This window comes from Micromonospora sp. WMMD1274 (genome assembly GCF_049179035.1).
In the GTDB taxonomy this organism is placed as follows: Bacteria; Actinomycetota; Actinomycetes; order Mycobacteriales; family Micromonosporaceae; genus Micromonospora; species Micromonospora tulbaghiae.
On sequence record NZ_JBMHMG010000001.1, the window covers coordinates 4,923,578 to 4,941,476 of the forward strand.

A 17,899-nucleotide genomic window follows, 5' to 3' on the forward strand; every position below is an offset into this window, starting at 1 on the left:
CCGCCGGATGCTGGGCGGCGGTGCGGTCCGCCGGACCGCGCCGCGCGGGCTGGGATAGGTTGTGGCCCGTGACTGAGCAGCAGAACGCGGCGGCCCGGGTCGGTGTGCTGGGCGCCCGGGGCCGGATGGGCATGGAGGTCTGCAAGGCGGTCGACTCCGCCGCCGACCTGGAGCTGGTCGCGGCCGTCGACCAGGGCGACGACCTGGACGCGGTGGCGCAGGCGGGCGCCGGGGTGGTCGTCGACTTCACCACCCCCGACGCGGTCATGGACAACCTGCGCTGGTGCGTCGAGCACGGCGTGCACGCGGTCGTCGGCACCACCGGCTTCACCGAGCAGCGGCTCGCCGAGGTGCGGGGCTGGCTCGCCGACCGGCCCGGCGTGGGCGTGGTGATCGCCCCCAACTTCGGCATCGGCGCGGTGCTGATGATGCAGTTCGCGGCGCGCGCCGCCCGCTACTTCGAGTCGGTCGAGATCGTCGAGCAGCACCACCCGCGCAAGCTGGACGCGCCGAGCGGCACCGCCACCCACACCGCCCGGCTGATCGCGGCCGCCCGCGCCGACGCCGGCCTGGGGCCCGCGCCGGACGCCACCCGCGACGAGGTGCCCGGCGCCCGCGGCGCCGACATCGACGGGGTACGTGTGCACGCCGTACGCGCCACCGGCCTGGTCGCCCACCAGGAGGTGCTGTTCGGCACCACCGGTGAGACGCTCACCATCCGGCACGACTCGTACGACCGGGTGTCGTTCATGCCCGGCGTGCTGCTCGCGGTCCGGGAGGTGGGTCGCCGGCCCGGTCTCACCGTCGGCCTGGACGCCCTGCTCGACTGACCCGTGCTCCGGCCTGCTGCCGGAAACCGTTTTGCCTGGTCGGCGGAGCAGTCCTAGGCTTCTTTCATGATCGATTCCGGACATTCCGACCGCGCCGGCCGCCGGGTGACGCTGCGCCCGGTGGACGACGACAACTGGCGGGCGGTGGCGGACGTCGCCCCGCACGACGACCAGCGTGCCTTCGTGGCCGCGCTGGCCGCCCGCTACCTGCTTCTCACCGAACGCTCGGACGTCTGGAACTCGCTGGCGGTCTACGCCGACGAGACGGTCGTCGGGCACGTGATGTGGGGCGTGGACGACGACGGGTCGCGCTGGATCGGCGGCATGGTGATCGACGCCGCCGAGCAGGGCCGGGGCCTGGGCCGCGCGACGGTGCGGACGCTCGCCGATTGGCTGGCCGAGGCGGGCGAGCCGATCCGCCTGAGCTACCACCCCGACAACAAGCCCGCCGCCGCCCTCTACACGTCCCTGGGTTTCCACCCCACAGGCGCCCTTGAGGACGACGAACTGGTAGCCGAACTCCACCCCCCAGCCTGACCGCTCTCTCCCCCTCCCCCCCGGCTGATCACGAAGCCCGCGAACTGAGCCCGGCGATCATGAAGTTGGCGGCAGTTAAGGAGATCGAAAAGGCCGTCAACTTCATGATCGACGGGGTGAAGGGCGGGTGGGAGGGCGGGTGGGTGGCGGTCCTGCCCCGTGCCGGGACCGCCGGCCCACCCCCACGAGAGGGTGGACCGGCGGCGGGGCCGGAACTCATCGGTCGGCTGAGGAAATCTCCTCTGCGGTCTCCGGGATCGCCACGTGGAGGCGGATCTGGGGGACCAGCATGTCGTCCACGTCCAGCGCGCGGGCCGCGCCGTCCGGCTCCCAGCCGGTCGAGCCGAGGAACTTCCGGGTCGCCGCGTCGGCGTCGAACGCCCACGCCACCGCCCGGGTCAGACCGTCCGCGCGCCAGTGCTCGACGGCCGCGGCGAGCAGCCGGCTGCCGTGCCCGCGCCGCCCCCACCGGGGCTCGACCAGCAGGTCCGTGACCGCCGCGACGTCCGAGCCGAGCGCCTCGGCCGGCTCCTCCGGGGCGAGCGCGTCGGCATCGGCCGGACCGGAGGCGACGAACCCCACCAGATAGGATTGCGCCGCCTGTTCGACGGCGACCAGCACCCGGTGCGCGCCCGAGGGCGGCTCCTGCACCGCCGCGCCCCACCGCCGCGCGAGGTACGCCTCGTCGAGGTTGTCGAGCACGTGCCGTGGCAGGATCCGGCGGTACGCGACCCGCCAGGTCGCGAGCTGGATGCGTGCGATCTCGCCGGCGTCCTCGGGACGCGCGGGCCGGACGTAGCCTGCAGCCATGGCACGTGAGCCTACGCAGGGCGAGGAGGGTGACGGTGGCGCAGGGTGCCGGGCGGACGATCACGCAGGTCGTCGCCGTGGTGGCGCTCGCCGCGGCGGTCACCGTGTTCCTCTCCGTGGCGGCGGTGCGACACGGCTTCTTCGACCTTCAGGTCTACTACGGCGCGCTGACGTACTGGGCGCGTGACGGCGGGGAGATCTACGACTTCCTGCGCCCCGGCACGCAGTACGGCTTCACCTACCCGCCGTTCGCCGCGCTGGTGATGCTGCCGATGGCGTACCTGCCGTGGAGCGCCGCGATCGTGGTGAGCGTGACCGCGACGGTGCTGGCGAGCGCCGTGGTGATCTGGCGGCTGCTGGACCCGGTGGCCCGCCGGTCCGGCTGGACCCGCTGGTTCGCGCTCGCGGTCGCGCTCTGCCTCGCCGCCGCGTACGAGCCGATGCGCGAGACGGTCAACTTCGGCCAGGTCAACATGCTGCTGCTGTTCCTGGTGGCGGTGGACCTGCTGTGGCTGCTGCCGGCACGCAGCCGCTGGGCGGGCGTGGGCATCGGCCTGGCCACCGCGATCAAGCTGACGCCGGGCATCTTCATCGTCTACCTGCTGGTCACCGGCCGCTGGCGGGCCGCGCTGACCACTGTCGGCACGGCCGCGGTCGCCACGCTCGTGGCCGCCGGTCTCTTCCCCGACGCCTCCCGGGAGTTCTGGACCGAGGCGCTGTGGAACACCGACCGGGTCGGTGAGCTGGCGTTCGTCTCCAACCAGTCGCTGCGCGGGGTGGTGGCCCGGCTCGACCCGCAGCACCCGAGCACGATCGCCTGGCTGGTGCTCGTACTCCTGACGCTCGTGGTGTGGGCGTGGCGTTCGCGGGCGGCGGTGGCCGCCGGCGACGAGGCCACCGGCCTGGCCCTCACCGGCGCCGTGATGTGCCTGGTCAGCCCGGTGACCTGGGTGCACCACCTGGTCTGGCTGCTGCCCGGGCTGATCCTGCTCGTCGACAACGGCATGGCGGCGCCCGCCCGCAGCCGCCGGCGCCGTCTGCTGCTGGCCGCCGCGTTGATCGGGTACGCGCTGCTGTGCAGCCGGATCGTCTGGTCCTGGGAGAAGGACTTCACCGGCGTGGACGGTTTCCTGGGCAGCAACACGTACGTGTGGATCAGCCTGGCGTTGCTGCTCGGGCTGCCGATCCGCCGCTGGCTCAGCCCGGCCGGCGGTGAGCGTCCCGGCGACGGCGTCCCGGCCGGGTCAGCTTCCGGCGGTGTACCGCAGCTCGCGGAGCAGGATCGGGGTGCGGCCCCCGGACAGCGGCACCGGGTAGGTGGACTCCTCACCGTCAGGTAGGTGCCCGGCCCGCTCGTAGAAGCGGCGGGCCCGGGCGTTGTCGGCGAGCACCCAGAGCCGGTACGCGGTCCAGCCCCGCTCGGCCAGACCCTCGCGGGCCGCCGCGAGCAGCGTCCGGCCGGCGCCCGAGCCCCAGTGCGCGGGCTCCAGGTAGATCGCCACCAACTCGCCGTGGGCCGGGTCGAGGTCGTCGCGGTCCTGGTTGTTCCGGTACGGCCCGAACGTGGTGAACCCGACGATCGTGCCGCCGTCCTCGGCGACGAGCGTGGTGAACGGGTGTTCCGGGTCGGCGGTGCCGAGGTCGCGGCGGCGCTGCGCCCAGGCGCGCGGGTTCAGCCGGCTCAGCACCTCCTCGGGCATGATGCCGGCGTAACCGGCCTGCCAGCCGTGGACGTGCACCCGGGCGATCGCCTCGGCGTCGTCCGGTTCCTCCCGGCGAATGGTGAGCACCTGTCCGTTCTATGCCCCGGCGGGCGATCGGTCCAGCCGCCGCTCCCGGCCCGGCGCGTCCACGTGATGTCGTACCGCTGGATTAGGGTCGCCGACGATGGCCGTACCGGAATCGCTCTCCCTCGCCCAGGCCCGCCGGATCGCCTTGGCCGCCCAGGGCTTCGCCGACCCGGCACCCACCGGCGTGCCCACCCGGCGGCACCTGCGCCGGGTGCTCGACCGGGTCGGGCTGATCCAGATGGACTCGGTGAACGTCCTCCAGCGGGCGCACTACCTGCCGCTCTACAGCCGGCTCGGGCCGTACCCGACCGCGCTGCTGGACACCGCCGCCTACCGCCGCCCGCGTGAGCTGTTCGAATACTGGGCGCACGAGGCGTCGCTGGTGCCGGTGGGGCTGCACCCGGTGTTGCGCTGGCGGATGGCCAAGGCCCGCGACGAGTCCTGGGGCGGGATGCGCCGGATCGCCGAGGAGCAGCCCGAGCTGGTCGCCTGGGTCCGCGACGAGGTCGGCGCCCGAGGCCCGCTGACCGCGGCCGAGATCGAGCACGACGCGCCTCGGGAGACCGGCAACTGGGGCTGGAACTGGTCGGCCGTGAAGCGGGCCCTGGAGTTCCTGTTCTGGGCCGGCGAGGTCACCGCCGCCGACCGCACCAACTCGTTCGCCCGCCGCTACGACCTGCCCGAGCGGGTGCTCCCGGCAGCCGTGCTGGACGCGCCCACCCCGAGCGACGCCGAGGCGCACCGCACGCTCGTGTCGATCGCCGCCCGCTGCCTCGGCGTGGCCGCCGAACCGGAGCTGCGCGACTACTTCCGGCTGCCGGTCGCCGGGGCGCGGCGGGCGGTGGCCGAGCTGGTCGAGGCGGGCGAGCTGACCCCGGTCACGGTCCAGGGCTGGCGGCACCCCGCCTACCTGCACGCCGAAGCCCGGCTGCCCCGCTGGGTACGCGGCAACACGCTGGTCAGCCCGTTCGACCCGCTGGTCTGGGAGCGGGCGCGCACCGAGCGGCTGTTCGGGTTCACCTACCGGATCGAGATCTACGTGCCGGCGCCCCAGCGGGTCTACGGCTACTACGTGCTGCCGTTCCGCCAGGGTGAGCGCTTCACCGCCCGCGTCGACCTGAAGGCCGACCGGAAGGCCGGGGCGCTGCTGGTGCCCGCCGCCTGGGTCGAGCCGGGCGCCGACCCGGGGGAGACCGCCGTGGCGCTCGCCGCCGAGCTGTACCGGCTCGCCGGCTGGCTCGGCCTGGACGCGGTCGCCCCGCCCGCCGCCGGCGACCTGGCAGGGCCGCTGGCCGCCGCGCTGGTGGGCGTGGCCGGTGTACGGTGAGCGCGTGACGAGCGTTGACCGGCCTGCCACCGCGCCCGACCCGCACCCCGAGTCGCACCCGCACGGGCAGCCGGAGTCCGGGCCGCATGGTGACGCGTACGCCGGGCAGCCCTCGCACGCCGAGGCGCACGCGCACGCCGGTCCGCACGCTCCTACCGAAGCGCCTGGAGCACCCGGAGCGCCGTGGCCGGGGGGTCACCCGGCGGCGTACCAGCCGGTCGAGGCCGACCGGTTCACCCGGATGGTGATGCGCCTGCACGCCCGCGCCCCGCGCTGGGCGGTGCCGCTGGCCGCGCTCGGCTGCGTCGGCGTCGGCATCGCGTACGCGCTGGTCAGCGACCCGACCCGGAGCGACCCGGACGCCGCGCCGACCTGCCTGCTCAAGCTCACGACCGGGCTGGACTGCCCGGGCTGCGGCGGCACCCGCGCGCTCTGGTACGTGCTGCACGGCGACCTGCCCGCCGCGGCCCGCCACCACTTCCTGTTCGTCTTCGCGCTGCCGTTCCTGGCCTGGCTCTTCGTGGCCTGGGCGGGCAACCGGGCGTTCGGCTGGAAGCTGCCCGAGGTCCAGTTCAGCCCCAAGGTCGTCGGCATGTTCCTGGCCGCCTGGGGCGTCTTCTCGGTGGTCCGCAACCTGCCCTGGGCCCCCTTCACCTCGCTCTACGTCTGACCGGGGCCGAGCCCTCCGCGAGATCTCGGACACCTGCGCGGAGCGCCCGCCGGTCGGCCGCGTGCCCGATTTCCACGCCGGGCGCGAGCCAACTACAGTCCCAGGAATGCCGGAGATGGTTCAGCCCCAGGTCAAGTTGATCGCGTGGACCCAGTTCCAGGCGCCCGAAGAGGTGCCGTGGTCCACCGACGCCGACGGCGGGCAGGCGCTCGCCGAGTTCGCCGGCCGGGCCTGCTACCAGAGCTGGAAGAAGCCGAACCCGGCCACCGCCACCAACGCCGGTTACCTGGCGCACATCCTGGAGGTCGGCCACCTGAGCGTGCTGGAGCACGGCTCGGTGAGCTTCTACTTCAGCGGCGTCTCCCGCTCGTTCACGCACGAGTTGATCCGGCACCGGCACTTCTCCTACTCGCAGCTCTCCCAGCGCTACGTGCCGGAGCGGGACGCGGCGATGGTCGAGCCGTCGGTGATCGCCGACGACCCGGAACTGCACAAGAAGTTCGTCGAGGCCACCGACGCGGCGGTGCGGGCGTACACCGAGTTGCTGGAGGGGCTGGAGGCCCGCTTCACCGACGAGCCCAACCCGACGCTGCGCCGCAAGCAGGCCCGCCAGGCGGCCCGGGCGGTGCTGCCGAACGCCACCGAGACGCGGATCGTGGTGACCGGCAACTACCGGGCCTGGCGGCACTTCGTCAAGATGCGCGCCACCGAGCACGCCGACGTGGAGATCCGCGAGCTGGCGGTGGAGTGCCTGCGGCAGCTCAAGGGCGTCGCGCCGAACGTCTTCGCCGATTTCGTGATCTCCACCCTGCCCGACGGCACCGAGGTGGCAGCGTCGCCGCACGCGGAGTGACTCGTCGCCCTTCGCCGCCGGGCCACCGGCGGCCGTCCGCTAGGTTGTGAGCATGACGCACGACCACTCCGCCGCCCCGAGCCGGGGCGCGTCGCGCCCGTTCGGGCGAGTGTTGACGGCCATGGTGACCCCGTTCACGCCGGACAGCGGCCTGGACCTCGACGGCGCCGCCCGGCTCGCCGAATATCTCGTCGACCAGCAGGGCAACGACGCGCTGGTGCTCAACGGCACCACCGGCGAGTCCCCGACCACCACGGAGGCGGAGAAGGAGTCGCTGATCCGTGCCGTGGTCGAGGCGGTCGGCGACCGGGCCCGGATCGTCGCCGGTGTGGGCACCAACGACACCCGGCACACCGTCGAGCTGGCGGCGCAGGCCGAGAAGGCCGGCGCGCACGGCCTGCTGGTGGTCACGCCCTACTACAACAAGCCGCCGCAGGCCGGGCTGCTGCGTCACTTCACCACCGTCGCGGACGCCACCGGCCTGCCGGTCATGCTCTACGACATCCCGCACCGCGCGGGCGTGGCGATCGCCACCGAGACGCTGGTGAAGCTGGCCGAGCACGGCCGGATCGTCGCGGTGAAGGACGCCAAGGGCGACCTGTTCGCCACGTCCGAGGTGCTCAGCCGCACCGACCTGGCCTACTACAGCGGCGAGGACGCGCTCACCCTGCCGATGCTGTCGGTGGGCGCGGTCGGCGTCGTCGGCACCTCCACCCACTTCACCGGCGCGCTGACCAAGCAGATGATCGAGGCGTTCGAGGCGGGCGACAACGCCCGGGCGCTCGCCCTGCACCGGCAGTTGCTGCCGCTCTACACCGGCATCTTCCGCACCCAGGGCACGATCCTGGTCAAGGCCGGCCTGGGGGCGCAGGGCCGCCCGGCCGGTCCGGTGCGGCTGCCGCTCGTCGACGCCACCGGTGACGAACTGGCCCAGCTGCGCGCCGACTGCGCCGCGGCGGGCCTGCCCCTGCCCGAATGAATCAACGACACGACGGACGCCGCGCGACGGCGTCGCAGAATGAGGTGACGCGTGACCGAGGCGCACATCGAGGGTGAACTGCCCCCGCCGCTGCCCGAGGGCGGCCTGCGGATCATCCCGCTCGGCGGACTCGGCGCCATCGGCCGGAACATGACGGTCTTCGAGTACGACGGCAAGCTGCTCATCGTCGACTGCGGGGTGCTGTTCCCCGACGTCGAGCAGCCGGGCGTGGACCTGATCCTGCCCGACTTCGGCCCGATCCTGGACCGGCTGGCCGACGTGCAGGCGATCGTGCTCACGCACGGCCACGAGGACCACATCGGCGCGGTGCCGTACCTGCTCGCGCACAAGCCGGACATTCCGCTCGTCGGTTCCCAGTTCACGCTCGCGCTCGTCGAGGCGAAGCTGGCCGAGCGGCGGATCCAGCCGTACACGCTGACCGTGCGGGAGGGCGGCCGGGAACGGCTGGGCCCGTTCGAGTGCGAGTTCTTCGCGGTGAACCACTCGATCCCGGACGCGCTGGCGGTGGCCATCCGTACCCCGGCCGGCCTGGTGCTGCACACCGGCGACTTCAAGATGGACCAGCTTCCGCTCGACGGGCGGATCACCGACCTGGCCGGGTTCGCCCGGCTCGGCGCCGAGGGCGTCGACCTGCTGCTGTCCGACTCGACGAACGCGGAGATCCCCGGCTTCGTCACGCCGGAGCGGGAGATCGGCCCCGTCCTCGACTCGATCTTCGCGAAGGCCAAGGGGCGGATCATCGTCGCCTCGTTCGCCTCGCACGTGCACCGGGTGCAGCAGGTCTTCGACTCGGCCGTCGAGCACGGCCGCAAGGTGGCGCTGATCGGCCGGTCCATGGTCCGCAACATGGGCATCGCCCGTGACCTGGGTCTGCTCAACATCCCGCCCGGCCTGGTGGTCGGGATCGAGGAGGCCACGAACCTGCCGCCCGAGCAGATCGTGCTGATGTCCACCGGTTCGCAGGGCGAGCCGATGAGCGCGCTGGGCCGGATGGCCAGCGGCGACCACCGGCACATCACCATCGCGCCCGGCGACACGGTGGTGCTGGCGTCCTCGCTGGTGCCCGGCAACGAGACCTCGGTCTACCGGGTGATCAACCGGCTGGCCCGGGCCGGCGCCGTCGTGGTGCACAAGGACGTCGCCAAGGTGCACGTCTCCGGCCACGCGCCGGCCGGCGAGCTGCTCTACCTGCTCAATGTCGTACGCCCGAGCAACCTGATGCCGGTGCACGGCGAGTGGCGGCACCTGCGGGCGCACGCCCGGCTCGGCATCGAGTCCGGCGTCGCGCCGGACCGGGTCGTGCTCTGCGAGGACGGCGACGTGGTCGACCTGGTCGAGGGCCGCGCCAGCCTGGTCGGCCGGGTCAAGAGCCGGTACGTCTACGTCGACGGTCTCGCCGTCGGCGACGTCAGCGAGTCGCTGCTCACCGAGCGCCGGATCCTCGGCGACGGCGGTTTCATCGCCGCGACAGTCGTCGTCGACTCGGTCACCGGCAAGGTGGTCGCCGGGCCGACCGTCTCGGCGAAGGGCTTCTCCGAGGACCCGGCCGCGTTCAACCCGGTGGTCCCGCTGGTCACCGAGGCGCTCAACCGGGCCGCCGCGGACGGCATCACCGACCCGCACCAGCTCCAGCAGATCGTCCGCCGCACGGTGGGCCGCTGGGTCAACGACGCGTACCGCCGTCGACCCATGATCGTCCCGACCGTCGTCGAGGTCTGACCCGACCGCGCCGCGCGCCGGTCCACCGTCCGCGGTGGGCCGGCGCCGTCGCTTTCCGGGTACGCCCCGACACGGCGCGTCGAAACGTGGTGACCGTACTCATCCGATCGGCGTCCGTCTCCGTACCTCCCGACGGCCGGCGTGCCCCTACGCCGGTCGGGAGGAGCGTGGCGGATGGACCGCAGACGGATGACAGCCATCGGCGTACTGGTGGCGGCGGCCGGGTTGACGGCGGCGGTGACCGTACCGTCGTTCGCCGGTGAGGAACCCCGGCGGGCCGCGCCGGCGGCCGACGGGGTCGCGCCGGAGGTCCTGGACGCGATGGGCCGTGACCTCTCGCTGACCCGCGACCAGGCGGTGAAGCGGTTGCGGACCGAGCGGTGGGCGGCCGGCACCGTCACCCGGCTGCGCGGCGAACTCGGCGCCGGCTACGGCGGGAGCTGGCTCAGTGAGGACGGCGCCACGCTCACCGTGGCGGTGGCCGACCCGGCCGGCGAGGCGCGGGTACGCGCGGCGGGCGCGGTCCCGAAGCGGGTCGCGCGGGGCGTCGCCGAGCTGGACGCGGTGAAGTCCCGGCTGGACGCGGCGGGCACGGACGCCAGCCCGGACGTCGCCGGCTGGTACGTCGACGTGGCAGACAACGCGGTGGTCGTGATCGCCCGGCCGGGCGCGGAGGCCGACGGCCGCCGGTTCGCCGCAGCCGCCGGTTCGAAGGCCGCCATGGTCCGCGTGCGGATCGCCGACGAGGCCCCGCGCCCGCTGTTCGACGTGCGGGGTGGCGACGCCTACCTGATCAACAACGCGGGCCGCTGCTCGGTCGGCTTCTCCGTCGTCGGCGGGTTCGTCACCGCCGGGCACTGCGGCCGGCCGGGGGACCGCACCACCGGATCCAACCGGGTCGCCCAGGGCACGTTCGCCGCCTCCTCGTTCCCCGGTGACGACTGGGCGTTCGTGCGGGTCAACGCCGACTGGACGCCGCAGGGCGTGGTGACCGACTTCGCCGACGGCGGCACGGTGGCGGTGAACGGCTCCACCGAGGCGCCGGTCGGCGCGTCGATCTGCCGGTCCGGCTCCACCACCGGCACCCGGTGCGGGCTGATCCAGGCGAAGAACGCGACAGTCAACTACCCGGAGGGCACTGTCACCGGGCTGACCCGGACGAACGTCTGCGCCGAGCCGGGCGACTCCGGCGGCGCGTGGCTCTCCGGTGACCAGGCGCAGGGCGTCACGTCCGGCGGCTCCGGCGACTGCACCCGGGGCGGTACCACGTTCTTCCAGCCGGTCAACGAGATCCTCCAGCGCAACAACCTGACGCTGGTGACCGCCGGCGACCAGCCGGCGCCCACGCAGCCTCCGGCCGGCGGCGGCGAGACCACCCCGCCCGCGACCGCCGAGCCGACCCCGCCCGCGGGCGACACCGACTGCTCCGGCCAGGTGAGCCGGACCGGCCGGATCGCCGCCGGACGGACCCAGGTCCAGCCGGACGGGCGCTTCTTCCGGGTGCCCGACGGCACCCAGGAGGCGTGCCTGTCCGCGCCGGACGGCGCCCGCGTCGTGCTGGAGCTGCAACGCTTCACCGGCGGCGCGTTCCGCACCGTGGCCCGCGCGGCCACCGCGGACGGCACGGCCCGGCTGACCGCCGAGACCCCGGCCGGCGCCTACCGGTACCGCGTCGTCGGGTTGTCCGGCTCCGGCGAGTACACGCTGGCGTTCTCCGCCCGCTGACCGCCGCACCCAGACCGCGGCCCTCGACCACCACCGCCCGGTGGTCGGGGGCCGCGCCGCGTCTGCGGCACTGTCGGTCGGTGCGGCTCAGGGCAGCGCGGCGACCGCTTCGGCGTACGCGGTGCCGGTGCGGACCGCAGCGGCCACCAGCACCGCGAGCTGCGCCGGGGCCACCCCGCAGGACAGGTCGGTGGAGACGCCCGCGGCCAGCACCAGCGTCCCGTCGCCGGGCTCGTGCACGTACGCGGCGGGCAGCAACCGGTCGTGGTTCCAGGCGTTGCAGAACGCGTACGCCTCGGCGCGCCGATCGGCCGGCAGCCGCCGCTGCGCCACCACCCGGGCGTGCAGCACGTCGCCGTGCCGGCCGAGCAGGCGGAACTGGATCGTGGCCTCGCCCCACCGCCCGGCGAGCGTGCCGTCCGGCTCAGGCGTGTACGGCTCGCCCCGGGCGTCGAGCGCGGCGGCGAGCAGCGCCGCGTCCAGCGGTGCCGGTTCCTCCGGCCCGGGCGGCCCGGGTTCGGCCGGATCGGCTTCCGGCTCCTCGTCGAACTCGGTCTCGGCAGCCAGCGACACCGGCGCGGCGAGCGGCCGTTCGGCCAGCCAGGAGGCGATCCGGCCGGACTGGTGGCCGGTGCCGTTGCGGGCGTCGAAGCTGCCGGCGAGCGCCGTCGCCAGTGCCTGCAACTGCGTACCCAGCGTCGCCACGTCCACCTCGGCAGCGGGCCGGGAGCCGTGCCCGGGGCGGTGGATGCGCCGCCCGCCCAGCCCGGCCTCGGTGGCCAGGCCGCACAGCAGCGCGCCCGCCGCGGCGAACTCCATCGCGGACAGGTCGTCGGCCGGGCGGTCCAGCTCGGGCAGTTGCTCGGTCAGGATCTCCAGCCCACGGTGCAGGTATCCGCCCAGCGCGCAGAAGCGCAGGTGCGCGGCGAGCAGCGGGAACGCGGTCCGCTCGCCGCGGTGCCGGCGGTACGCGCGCACGTGCGCCCGGGCCGCCCGCGTCACCGCGCCGGTACGCAGCAACGGCAGCAGCCCCACGGCGAGCGCCCGTTCCGGCTGGTCGGTGCAGGCCGTCGCCCCGGCCGCTGCCGCCTGCCGTTCGCCCCGCCGGGTCGGTGGCGCCTGCGGCTCGACCCAGCCGGTCAGCGCGGGCGCGAGCGCCGCCAGTGCCGCGTCCGGCTCGCCCCAGCCGGCCAGCAGGTCGGCCCGTCGCGCCGGGGCGCACCCCGCACACCCGCCGACCGGGTCGTTCGCGTCCGCCTCCGACCAGCGCTCGTACGCGCGCCGGGCGGCCGGCTCGTCGCCGAGGTGGTCGGCGAGCCGGCAGCGCAGCTCCGCCACCGGCGCCGCGTCCTCGCCCAGCTCCGCGGCGAGCGCGTCCAACAGGGACCGTGCCTGGTCCAGGCCCACCCGGGGCGTGCCGAACGACGCCTCCACCGCCTGCCGCTGGTGCCGGCGCAACCGGGTCAGCTCGTCGGGGCGGGCGTCCAGCAGCCCGGGGTGCCGGGCCAGCGTGGCCCGCATCCGCCGGACCGGTTCCACCGCGCGCCACCGCTCGCCCCGGTGCAGGTACGCCTCGACCAGCGCGAACCGCGCCGACAGGGCGGTACGCGGGTCGCCGGTGGCGTCCGCCCGGGACGCGATCCGCTCCAACTCGGCGCAGCGCTCCGCGCCGTCGGGCCGGTCCCGGGCGTCGGCGAGCGCGGCGGCCAGCCCCCGGTCGCGTGCCGTGGTCACCGGAGCGTCCCGCCGGCCAGCTCGTCGACGGCGGCGGCGAGCTGGCACCCGGTGGTGACGCCACAGTCGACGAGCCGGTCGAGCTGGTGCGGGGTCACCCCGCGCTCCAGGTCGGTGGTGACCTCGCCGCACACCTGTGCCGACCCGTCGTCGGCGACGTGCACGTACGCCTTCGGCCAGAGCCGGTCGTGGTTCCACGCGTTGCAGAAGGCGTGCAGCTCGGGTACGCGCTCGATGCCGAAGTGGTGCGCGACGACTGTGCGTACCTGGAGCAGCTCACCGGCCGCTCCCCGGCGGTGGAACCAGATCAGGTTGCGCTCCCAGCGGCCCACCAGCGCGCCGTCGGGTTCCTCGGCCACCGCGTACCCCCGGTGGCCGAGCACGGCGGCGATCAGCTCGCCGGTCAGCGGGCGCAGTTCCTGCGGGTGTCCGGCCAGCGGACCGTCCGGACCGTCCTCGATCTCCGGCGACGCCATCGGGCATCCCTTCTGAGGCGAATAACACAAACGACGGTCCGACCCGTGCTGCGACGCGCGGACACGACCCGGAAAAGCGGCGATCCACCGGGTGCCGCCGTTACCGTGACTCTATGGCGGGCCGTACCTCTCAGGCGAGCCGGCGGCGCGGCGCGTCGCCGCGTGGCACCACGAACAACCGCGCCCGGCAACCGGCGAAGAAGGCGGCGGCGCGGAAACCGGCGCGGCGGCGCCCGGCCCCCGGGCCGAGCCCGGCCGCGTTCGTCGGCCGGGCCGTGGGCGCCCTCTGGATGGGGCTGGCCCACTCGGTGGGCTGGGCGTTCCGGGCGGCCGGGCGGCAGGCCGCGTCCACCCGGGAACTGGATCCGGAGCACCGCCGCGACGGCGGCGGGCTGCTCCTGTTCGGCCTGGCCATCCTCAGCGCGGTGGGCATCTGGGGCGGCGGCGCCGGGCCGGTGGGCCGGCACCTGGCCGACACCGTACGCCTGTTCATCGGCGCCATCTCGATAATCCTTCCGGTGCTGTTCATGGTCGGCGCGTGGCGGCTGATGCGGAGCCCGGCCGACCCCGAGCACCGCGGTCGCGGCCTGGTCGGCTGGGGCTCGATGATGCTGGCCACCGCCGCGATGCTGCACATCGGGCAGAACCCGGTCGACGAGGTCCAGCGTGACTTCGCCGGCGGCCTGATCGGCGCGGGCGTGGGCGACCTGCTGAAGTCGGCGGTGACCGCCTGGGTGGCCATGCCGCTGCTGCTCCTGCTGCTGGTGTTCGGCCTGCTCGTGGTCACCGCGACGCCGATCAACAAGATCCCGGAGCGGCTCGGCCTGCGCGCCGACCCGGCCGGGCCGGACGTCGACGACGAGCTCGCCGAGGACGAGGCGCCGGTGAAACCGGCCCGCAGGCGCCCGGCGAAGCGGATGCCACCGCCGCTGGAGCCGCTGGACCCGGACGACGAGCTGGCCGGCGTCGACCTCCAGGAGACGCTGGTGCTGCCGCGCAAGCCGCCGAAGGTGCCGGCGAACCGCAAGCCGGTCGAGCCGCCGGAGCACTCGCCGCTGCCCACCCGCGCCGAGCAACTGGCGCTCACCGGGCTGGCCGGCGACTACACGCTGCCGCCGGCGAACCTGCTCGGCAGCGGCGCCAAGCCGAAGAGCCGCAGCAAGGCCAACGACGAGGTGATCGCGGCGCTCACAGGCGTCTTCGAGCAGTTCGACGTGGACGCCGCCGTCACCGGGTTCACCCGCGGCCCGACGGTCACCCGGTACGAGGTGGAGCTGGGCCCGGGCGTCAAGGTCGAGCGGATCACCCAGCTCTCCCGCAACATCGCGTACGCGGTGAAGTCGCCGGACGTCCGCATCCTCAGCCCGATCCCGGGCAAGAGCGCGGTCGGTGTGGAGATCCCGAACACCGACCCGGAGAACGTGTCGCTCGGCGACGTGCTGCGCTCCCGTGAGGCGACCAGCGACCACCATCCGATGGTGGTGGCGCTCGGCAAGGACATCGAGGGCGGCTACGTGGTGGCCAACCTCGCGAAGATGCCGCACATTCTGATCGCGGGAGCGACCGGCGCCGGCAAGTCGTCCTGCCTCAACTCACTGCTGGTCTCCATCCTGACCCGGGCCACGCCGGACGAGGTGCGGCTGCTGCTGATCGACCCGAAGCGGGTCGAGATGACCGGCTACGAGGGCATCCCGCACCTGGTCACGCCGATCGTGACCAACCCGAAGAAGGCGGCCGACTCGCTGGAGTGGGTCGTCCGCGAGATGGACATGCGCTACGACGACCTCGCCGCCAACGGGGTCCGGCACATCGACGACTTCAACCGCAAGGTGCGCAACGGCGAGATCAAGGCGCCGCCGGGCAGCGAGCGGGAGATGCGGCCGTACCCGTACCTGCTGGTGATCGTGGACGAGCTGGCCGACCTGATGATGGTCGCGCCGCGTGACGTGGAGGACTCCATCGTCCGGATCACCCAGCTCGCCCGCGCCGCCGGCATCCACCTGGTCCTCGCCACCCAGCGGCCCTCGGTCGACGTGGTCACCGGCCTGATCAAGGCGAACGTGCCGTCCCGGCTCGCGTTCGCCACCTCCTCGCTCGCCGACTCCCGGGTCATCCTGGACCAGCCCGGCGCGGAGAAGCTGCTCGGCCGCGGCGACGGCCTGTTCCTGCCGATGGGCGCGTCGAAGCCGCAGCGCATCCAGGGCGCCTGGGTCACCGAGCGCGAGATCTCCGACGTGGTCAAGTTCTGCAAGGACCAGCGCGAGCCGGAGTTCCGCCCGGACGTGCTCGCCCCGGCGCAGGACAGCAAGAAGAAGATCGACGAGGACATCGGCGACGACCTGGACCTGCTCGTGCAGGCGGTCGAGCTGGTGGTCACCTCACAGTTCGGGTCGACCTCGATGCTCCAGCGCAAGCTGCGGGTCGGCTTCGCCAAGGCGGGCCGGCTGATGGACCTGATGGAGACCCGGGGCGTGGTCGGTCCGTCCGAGGGCTCCAAGGCCCGCGACGTGCTGGTCAAGCCGGACGAGCTGGAGGAGGTCCTGGCCGGCCTGCGCGGCGGCGACTGACGGCCCCGAAACGGACGACGGCGGCCCCCACCATCAGGTGGGAGCCGCCGTCGGCGGTTCCGGGTCAGTTGATCAGCGCGGCGAAGAGTACGGTGCCGAGCACCGCGGCGACCGCGCTCGCGGCGGCGGCGTACCAGCCCAGCGGCTTGTCGCCGAGGACGGCGCCGACGATGCCGAGGACGATCCCGAGGATGCCGAAGATGAGCGGGGACACGAAGAGCGCGAGGGCCGCGAAGACGAACGCGACGATGGTGCAGATGCGGGCGGCGTTGCTGCGCGGACGGGCGCCGGCGTGGATGTCGGCCATGGGGTTCCTCCGTGAGTGATCTCGCTGTGGCTACGGAGGATCCGGTACCCCGGGCGCCGCACCGTCCAAACCGGATGACGCACCGATCAGCTGAACAGCTTCAGCCCGATCACGCCGGCCACCACCAGCAGCAGGCAGGCCACCCGTGGCAGGTTGACCGGTTCGCCGAGCGCGAGCATGCCGACCAGCGCGGTACCGAGCGCGCCGATGCCCACCCACACCGCGTAGCCGGTGCCGACCGGGATGTCGCGCAGCGCGTACGCCAAGCCGGCCATGCTCGCCACCAGCGTGACGGCGAAGACGGCGGAGGGGAGGGGACGGGTGAAGCCGGCGCTGCGGTCCAGCGCGATCGCCCACGCGGTCTCCAGCAGTCCGGAGATCACCAGCACGATCCAGGCCATGGGTATCACCTCTGACGGACGGGCCCGGCGCGGGAGCGGGCCGGGCGACGGTCGGGTCACGCGGGGCGTCTTGGCCTGACCGGGTACGCCACCACTCGTCCGGGACGGCCCTGGGGCCGTCGTGGCCGACGGTAGCACCGGGCGGGCCGGACCGGCGGCGTGGTGAGAAAGGCCACCATGGGTGGAGTTGACGTCAACTTCAAGTTGCAGGATGGACGCCATGACCCTGCTCTTCTCCGACGACGACGTCGCGGCCGCCGTGGACGCCCCGCTCACCGTCGCGGCCATGCGGGACGCGCTGCTGGCCGCGTACGCCGGGCGGCTCATCGCCCCGCCCCGGGCGTCCGCGCCGCTGGACGGGGGCCGGATGGTGCTCACCGCCGGGCACCTCACCGGGCAGTGGTACGGCTTCCGCTCGTACGACACGTTCGGCCACCCGGAGAGCGGTCAGCTCGTCGTGCTGCACGACGCGACCACCGGCGCGGTACGCGCCATCGCCGTCGGCGAGGAGCTGGGCTCCCGGCGTACCGGAGGACTCGGTGGCGTGGCGGTCGACGCCCTGGCCCGCGCGGACGCCGCCACGGTCGGCGTGGTGGGGTCCGGCCGGCAGGCCTGGACCCAGGTCTGGGCCGCGGCGGCGGTCCGGCCGCTGCGCGAGGTGACCGTGTACAGCCGCTCGGCGGCCCGGCGGGAGGCGTTCGCCGCGCGGGTCCGCGCCGAACTGGACGTGCCGGCCCGCGCCGTCGGCTCGGCCGCCGCCGCGGTACGCGACCGGGACGTCGTGGTGCTCGCCACCACCAGCACCGCCCCGGTGCTCGACGCCGCCGACCTGGCCCCCGGCACCCACGTCAACACGGTCGGCTTCAAGCAGACCGACCGGCACGAGTTCGGCACCGACCTGCTCGACGCCGCCGACCTGCTGGTCACCGACTCGCCCGGGCAGGCCGCCGCGTACGTGCCGCCGATGCTCGCCGCCGTCGAGCCGTACGCCGGGCGGCTGCGTGACCTGGGCGCGGTGCTGGCCGGCGCGCTTCCGGGCCGGACCACCGCGGACCAGATCTCGGTCTTCTGCTCCACCGGCCTGGCCGGCACGGAGGTGTTCCTCCTCGACCGGCTGGCCCGGGTGGCCGTTCCCGCCCGCTGAACCGGCCGG

17 protein-coding genes and 1 riboswitch are annotated in these 17,899 nt (G+C 74.1%); of the genes, 11 read left to right on the forward strand and 6 right to left on the reverse strand.

Annotated features, from left to right (window positions below; translation table 11 throughout):
* Positions 1-68 precede the first annotated feature (68 nt).
* Positions 69-830: a 4-hydroxy-tetrahydrodipicolinate reductase gene (dapB, locus tag ACN27D_RS23450; protein ID WP_120571106.1), complete on the forward strand. Its 762-nt coding sequence runs from the start codon at positions 69-71 to the stop codon at positions 828-830.
* 66 nt (positions 831-896) lie between these two features.
* Positions 897-1,367, forward strand: a complete 471-nt coding sequence (locus ACN27D_RS23455) for a GNAT family N-acetyltransferase (protein ID WP_252453952.1) — start codon at positions 897-899, stop codon at positions 1,365-1,367.
* Positions 1,368-1,583: 216 nt separating this feature from the next.
* Here ACN27D_RS23455 and ACN27D_RS23460 read toward each other — a convergent pair whose 3' ends face one another.
* Positions 1,584-2,177, reverse strand: coding sequence for a GNAT family N-acetyltransferase (locus ACN27D_RS23460; RefSeq protein ID WP_252453954.1), 594 nt, complete (start codon positions 2,175-2,177; stop codon positions 1,584-1,586).
* Positions 2,178-2,212: 35 nt separating this feature from the next.
* Between ACN27D_RS23460 and ACN27D_RS23465 the strand changes: the two genes are divergently transcribed.
* On the forward strand, positions 2,213-3,517 hold the full coding sequence (locus tag ACN27D_RS23465; protein WP_357799371.1) for a glycosyltransferase family 87 protein: 1,305 nt from the start codon (positions 2,213-2,215) through the stop codon (positions 3,515-3,517).
* Here ACN27D_RS23465 and ACN27D_RS23470 read toward each other — a convergent pair.
* Positions 3,422-3,967, reverse strand: coding sequence for a GNAT family N-acetyltransferase (locus ACN27D_RS23470; protein ID WP_121684112.1), 546 nt, complete (start codon positions 3,965-3,967; stop codon positions 3,422-3,424). The two genes, ACN27D_RS23465 and ACN27D_RS23470, sit on opposite strands and share 96 nt — an antisense overlap.
* Before the next feature lie 97 nt (positions 3,968-4,064).
* Here ACN27D_RS23470 and ACN27D_RS23475 point away from each other — a divergent pair, with 97 nt between their 5' ends.
* The 6 genes from ACN27D_RS23475 (at position 4,065) to ACN27D_RS23500 (ending at position 11,261) form a co-directional block, all read left to right on the forward strand.
* A complete protein-coding gene (locus tag ACN27D_RS23475; RefSeq protein ID WP_421499998.1) occupies positions 4,065-5,294 on the forward strand; it encodes a winged helix-turn-helix domain-containing protein in 1,230 nt (409 codons plus the stop codon).
* Positions 5,284-5,964 (forward strand): DUF2752 domain-containing protein, encoded by a 681-nt coding sequence (locus tag ACN27D_RS23480; RefSeq protein ID WP_421499999.1) that lies wholly within the window; start codon positions 5,284-5,286, stop codon positions 5,962-5,964. Before ACN27D_RS23475 ends, ACN27D_RS23480 begins: the two co-directional genes overlap by 11 nt.
* 115 nt (positions 5,965-6,079) lie before the next feature.
* A complete protein-coding gene (gene thyX / locus ACN27D_RS23485) occupies positions 6,080-6,817 on the forward strand; it encodes an FAD-dependent thymidylate synthase (protein WP_120573916.1) in 738 nt (245 codons plus the stop codon).
* A gap of 52 nt (positions 6,818-6,869) precedes the next feature.
* Complete coding sequence (gene dapA, locus ACN27D_RS23490; protein ID WP_421500000.1) at positions 6,870-7,796, forward strand: 4-hydroxy-tetrahydrodipicolinate synthase; 927 nt, start codon at positions 6,870-6,872, stop codon at positions 7,794-7,796.
* Between the two features lie 51 nt (positions 7,797-7,847).
* Positions 7,848-9,536, forward strand: a complete 1,689-nt coding sequence (locus ACN27D_RS23495; RefSeq protein ID WP_120571099.1) for a ribonuclease J — start codon at positions 7,848-7,850, stop codon at positions 9,534-9,536.
* Between the two features lie 174 nt (positions 9,537-9,710).
* Positions 9,711-11,261 carry a S1 family peptidase gene (locus ACN27D_RS23500; protein ID WP_421500001.1) on the forward strand — a complete coding sequence of 517 codons (1,551 nt, stop codon included), beginning with the start codon at positions 9,711-9,713 and terminating at the stop codon, positions 11,259-11,261.
* Positions 11,262-11,348: 87 nt separating this feature from the next.
* Here ACN27D_RS23500 and ACN27D_RS23505 read toward each other — a convergent pair whose 3' ends face one another.
* Positions 11,349-12,995 (reverse strand): YbjN domain-containing protein, encoded by a 1,647-nt coding sequence (locus ACN27D_RS23505; RefSeq protein WP_421500002.1) that lies wholly within the window; start codon positions 12,993-12,995, stop codon positions 11,349-11,351.
* The gene (locus ACN27D_RS23510) at positions 12,992-13,471 is read right to left on the reverse strand and encodes a YbjN domain-containing protein (protein ID WP_350814229.1); all 480 of its coding nucleotides are present in this window, start codon (positions 13,469-13,471) and stop codon (positions 12,992-12,994) included. The genes ACN27D_RS23505 and ACN27D_RS23510 overlap by 4 nt, the downstream gene beginning before the upstream one ends.
* 113 nt (positions 13,472-13,584) lie before the next feature.
* Here ACN27D_RS23510 and ACN27D_RS23515 point away from each other — a divergent pair, with 113 nt between their 5' ends.
* The gene (locus ACN27D_RS23515) at positions 13,585-16,038 is read left to right on the forward strand and encodes a DNA translocase FtsK 4TM domain-containing protein (protein WP_421500003.1); all 2,454 of its coding nucleotides are present in this window, start codon (positions 13,585-13,587) and stop codon (positions 16,036-16,038) included.
* 64 nt (positions 16,039-16,102) lie between these two features.
* Here the strand turns inward: ACN27D_RS23515 and ACN27D_RS23520 are convergent, their stop codons facing one another.
* Both ACN27D_RS23520 and ACN27D_RS23525 read right to left on the reverse strand, forming a co-directional pair.
* Entirely contained in the window at positions 16,103-16,345 is a 243-nt protein-coding gene (locus ACN27D_RS23520; protein WP_121684120.1) for a hypothetical protein, read from the reverse strand.
* An 86-nt stretch (positions 16,346-16,431) separates the two neighbouring features.
* Positions 16,432-16,746 (reverse strand): DMT family transporter, encoded by a 315-nt coding sequence (locus ACN27D_RS23525; protein WP_120571093.1) that lies wholly within the window; start codon positions 16,744-16,746, stop codon positions 16,432-16,434.
* 59 nt (positions 16,747-16,805) lie between these two features.
* A riboswitch (guanidine-III (ykkC-III) riboswitch) is annotated at positions 16,806-16,870 on the reverse strand.
* Between the two features lie 96 nt (positions 16,871-16,966).
* Between ACN27D_RS23525 and ACN27D_RS23530 the strand changes: the two genes are divergently transcribed.
* Positions 16,967-17,890, forward strand: a complete 924-nt coding sequence (locus tag ACN27D_RS23530; RefSeq protein WP_199733122.1) for an ornithine cyclodeaminase family protein — start codon at positions 16,967-16,969, stop codon at positions 17,888-17,890.
* Positions 17,891-17,899 lie beyond the last annotated feature (9 nt).

Excerpts from the sequence above, each read along its gene's own strand:
- ACN27D_RS23525 (WP_120571093.1), bottom strand. The coding sequence starts at position 16,746 with ATGGCCTGGATCGTGCTGGTGATCTCCGGACTGCTGGAGACCGCGTGG.
- ACN27D_RS23460 (WP_252453954.1), bottom strand. The coding sequence starts at position 2,177 with ATGGCTGCAGGCTACGTCCGGCCCGCGCGTCCCGAGGACGCCGGCGAG.
- ACN27D_RS23500 (WP_421500001.1), top strand. The coding sequence starts at position 9,711 with ATGGACCGCAGACGGATGACAGCCATCGGCGTACTGGTGGCGGCGGCC.
- ACN27D_RS23475 (WP_421499998.1), top strand. The coding sequence starts at position 4,065 with ATGGCCGTACCGGAATCGCTCTCCCTCGCCCAGGCCCGCCGGATCGCC.
- thyX (WP_120573916.1), top strand. The coding sequence starts at position 6,080 with ATGGTTCAGCCCCAGGTCAAGTTGATCGCGTGGACCCAGTTCCAGGCG.
- ACN27D_RS23520 (WP_121684120.1), bottom strand. The coding sequence starts at position 16,345 with ATGGCCGACATCCACGCCGGCGCCCGTCCGCGCAGCAACGCCGCCCGC.
- dapA (WP_421500000.1), top strand. The coding sequence starts at position 6,870 with ATGACGCACGACCACTCCGCCGCCCCGAGCCGGGGCGCGTCGCGCCCG.
- ACN27D_RS23455 (WP_252453952.1), top strand. The coding sequence starts at position 897 with ATGATCGATTCCGGACATTCCGACCGCGCCGGCCGCCGGGTGACGCTG.
- ACN27D_RS23530 (WP_199733122.1), top strand. The coding sequence starts at position 16,967 with ATGACCCTGCTCTTCTCCGACGACGACGTCGCGGCCGCCGTGGACGCC.
- ACN27D_RS23510 (WP_350814229.1), bottom strand. The coding sequence starts at position 13,471 with ATGGCGTCGCCGGAGATCGAGGACGGTCCGGACGGTCCGCTGGCCGGA.
- ACN27D_RS23515 (WP_421500003.1), top strand. The coding sequence starts at position 13,585 with ATGGCGGGCCGTACCTCTCAGGCGAGCCGGCGGCGCGGCGCGTCGCCG.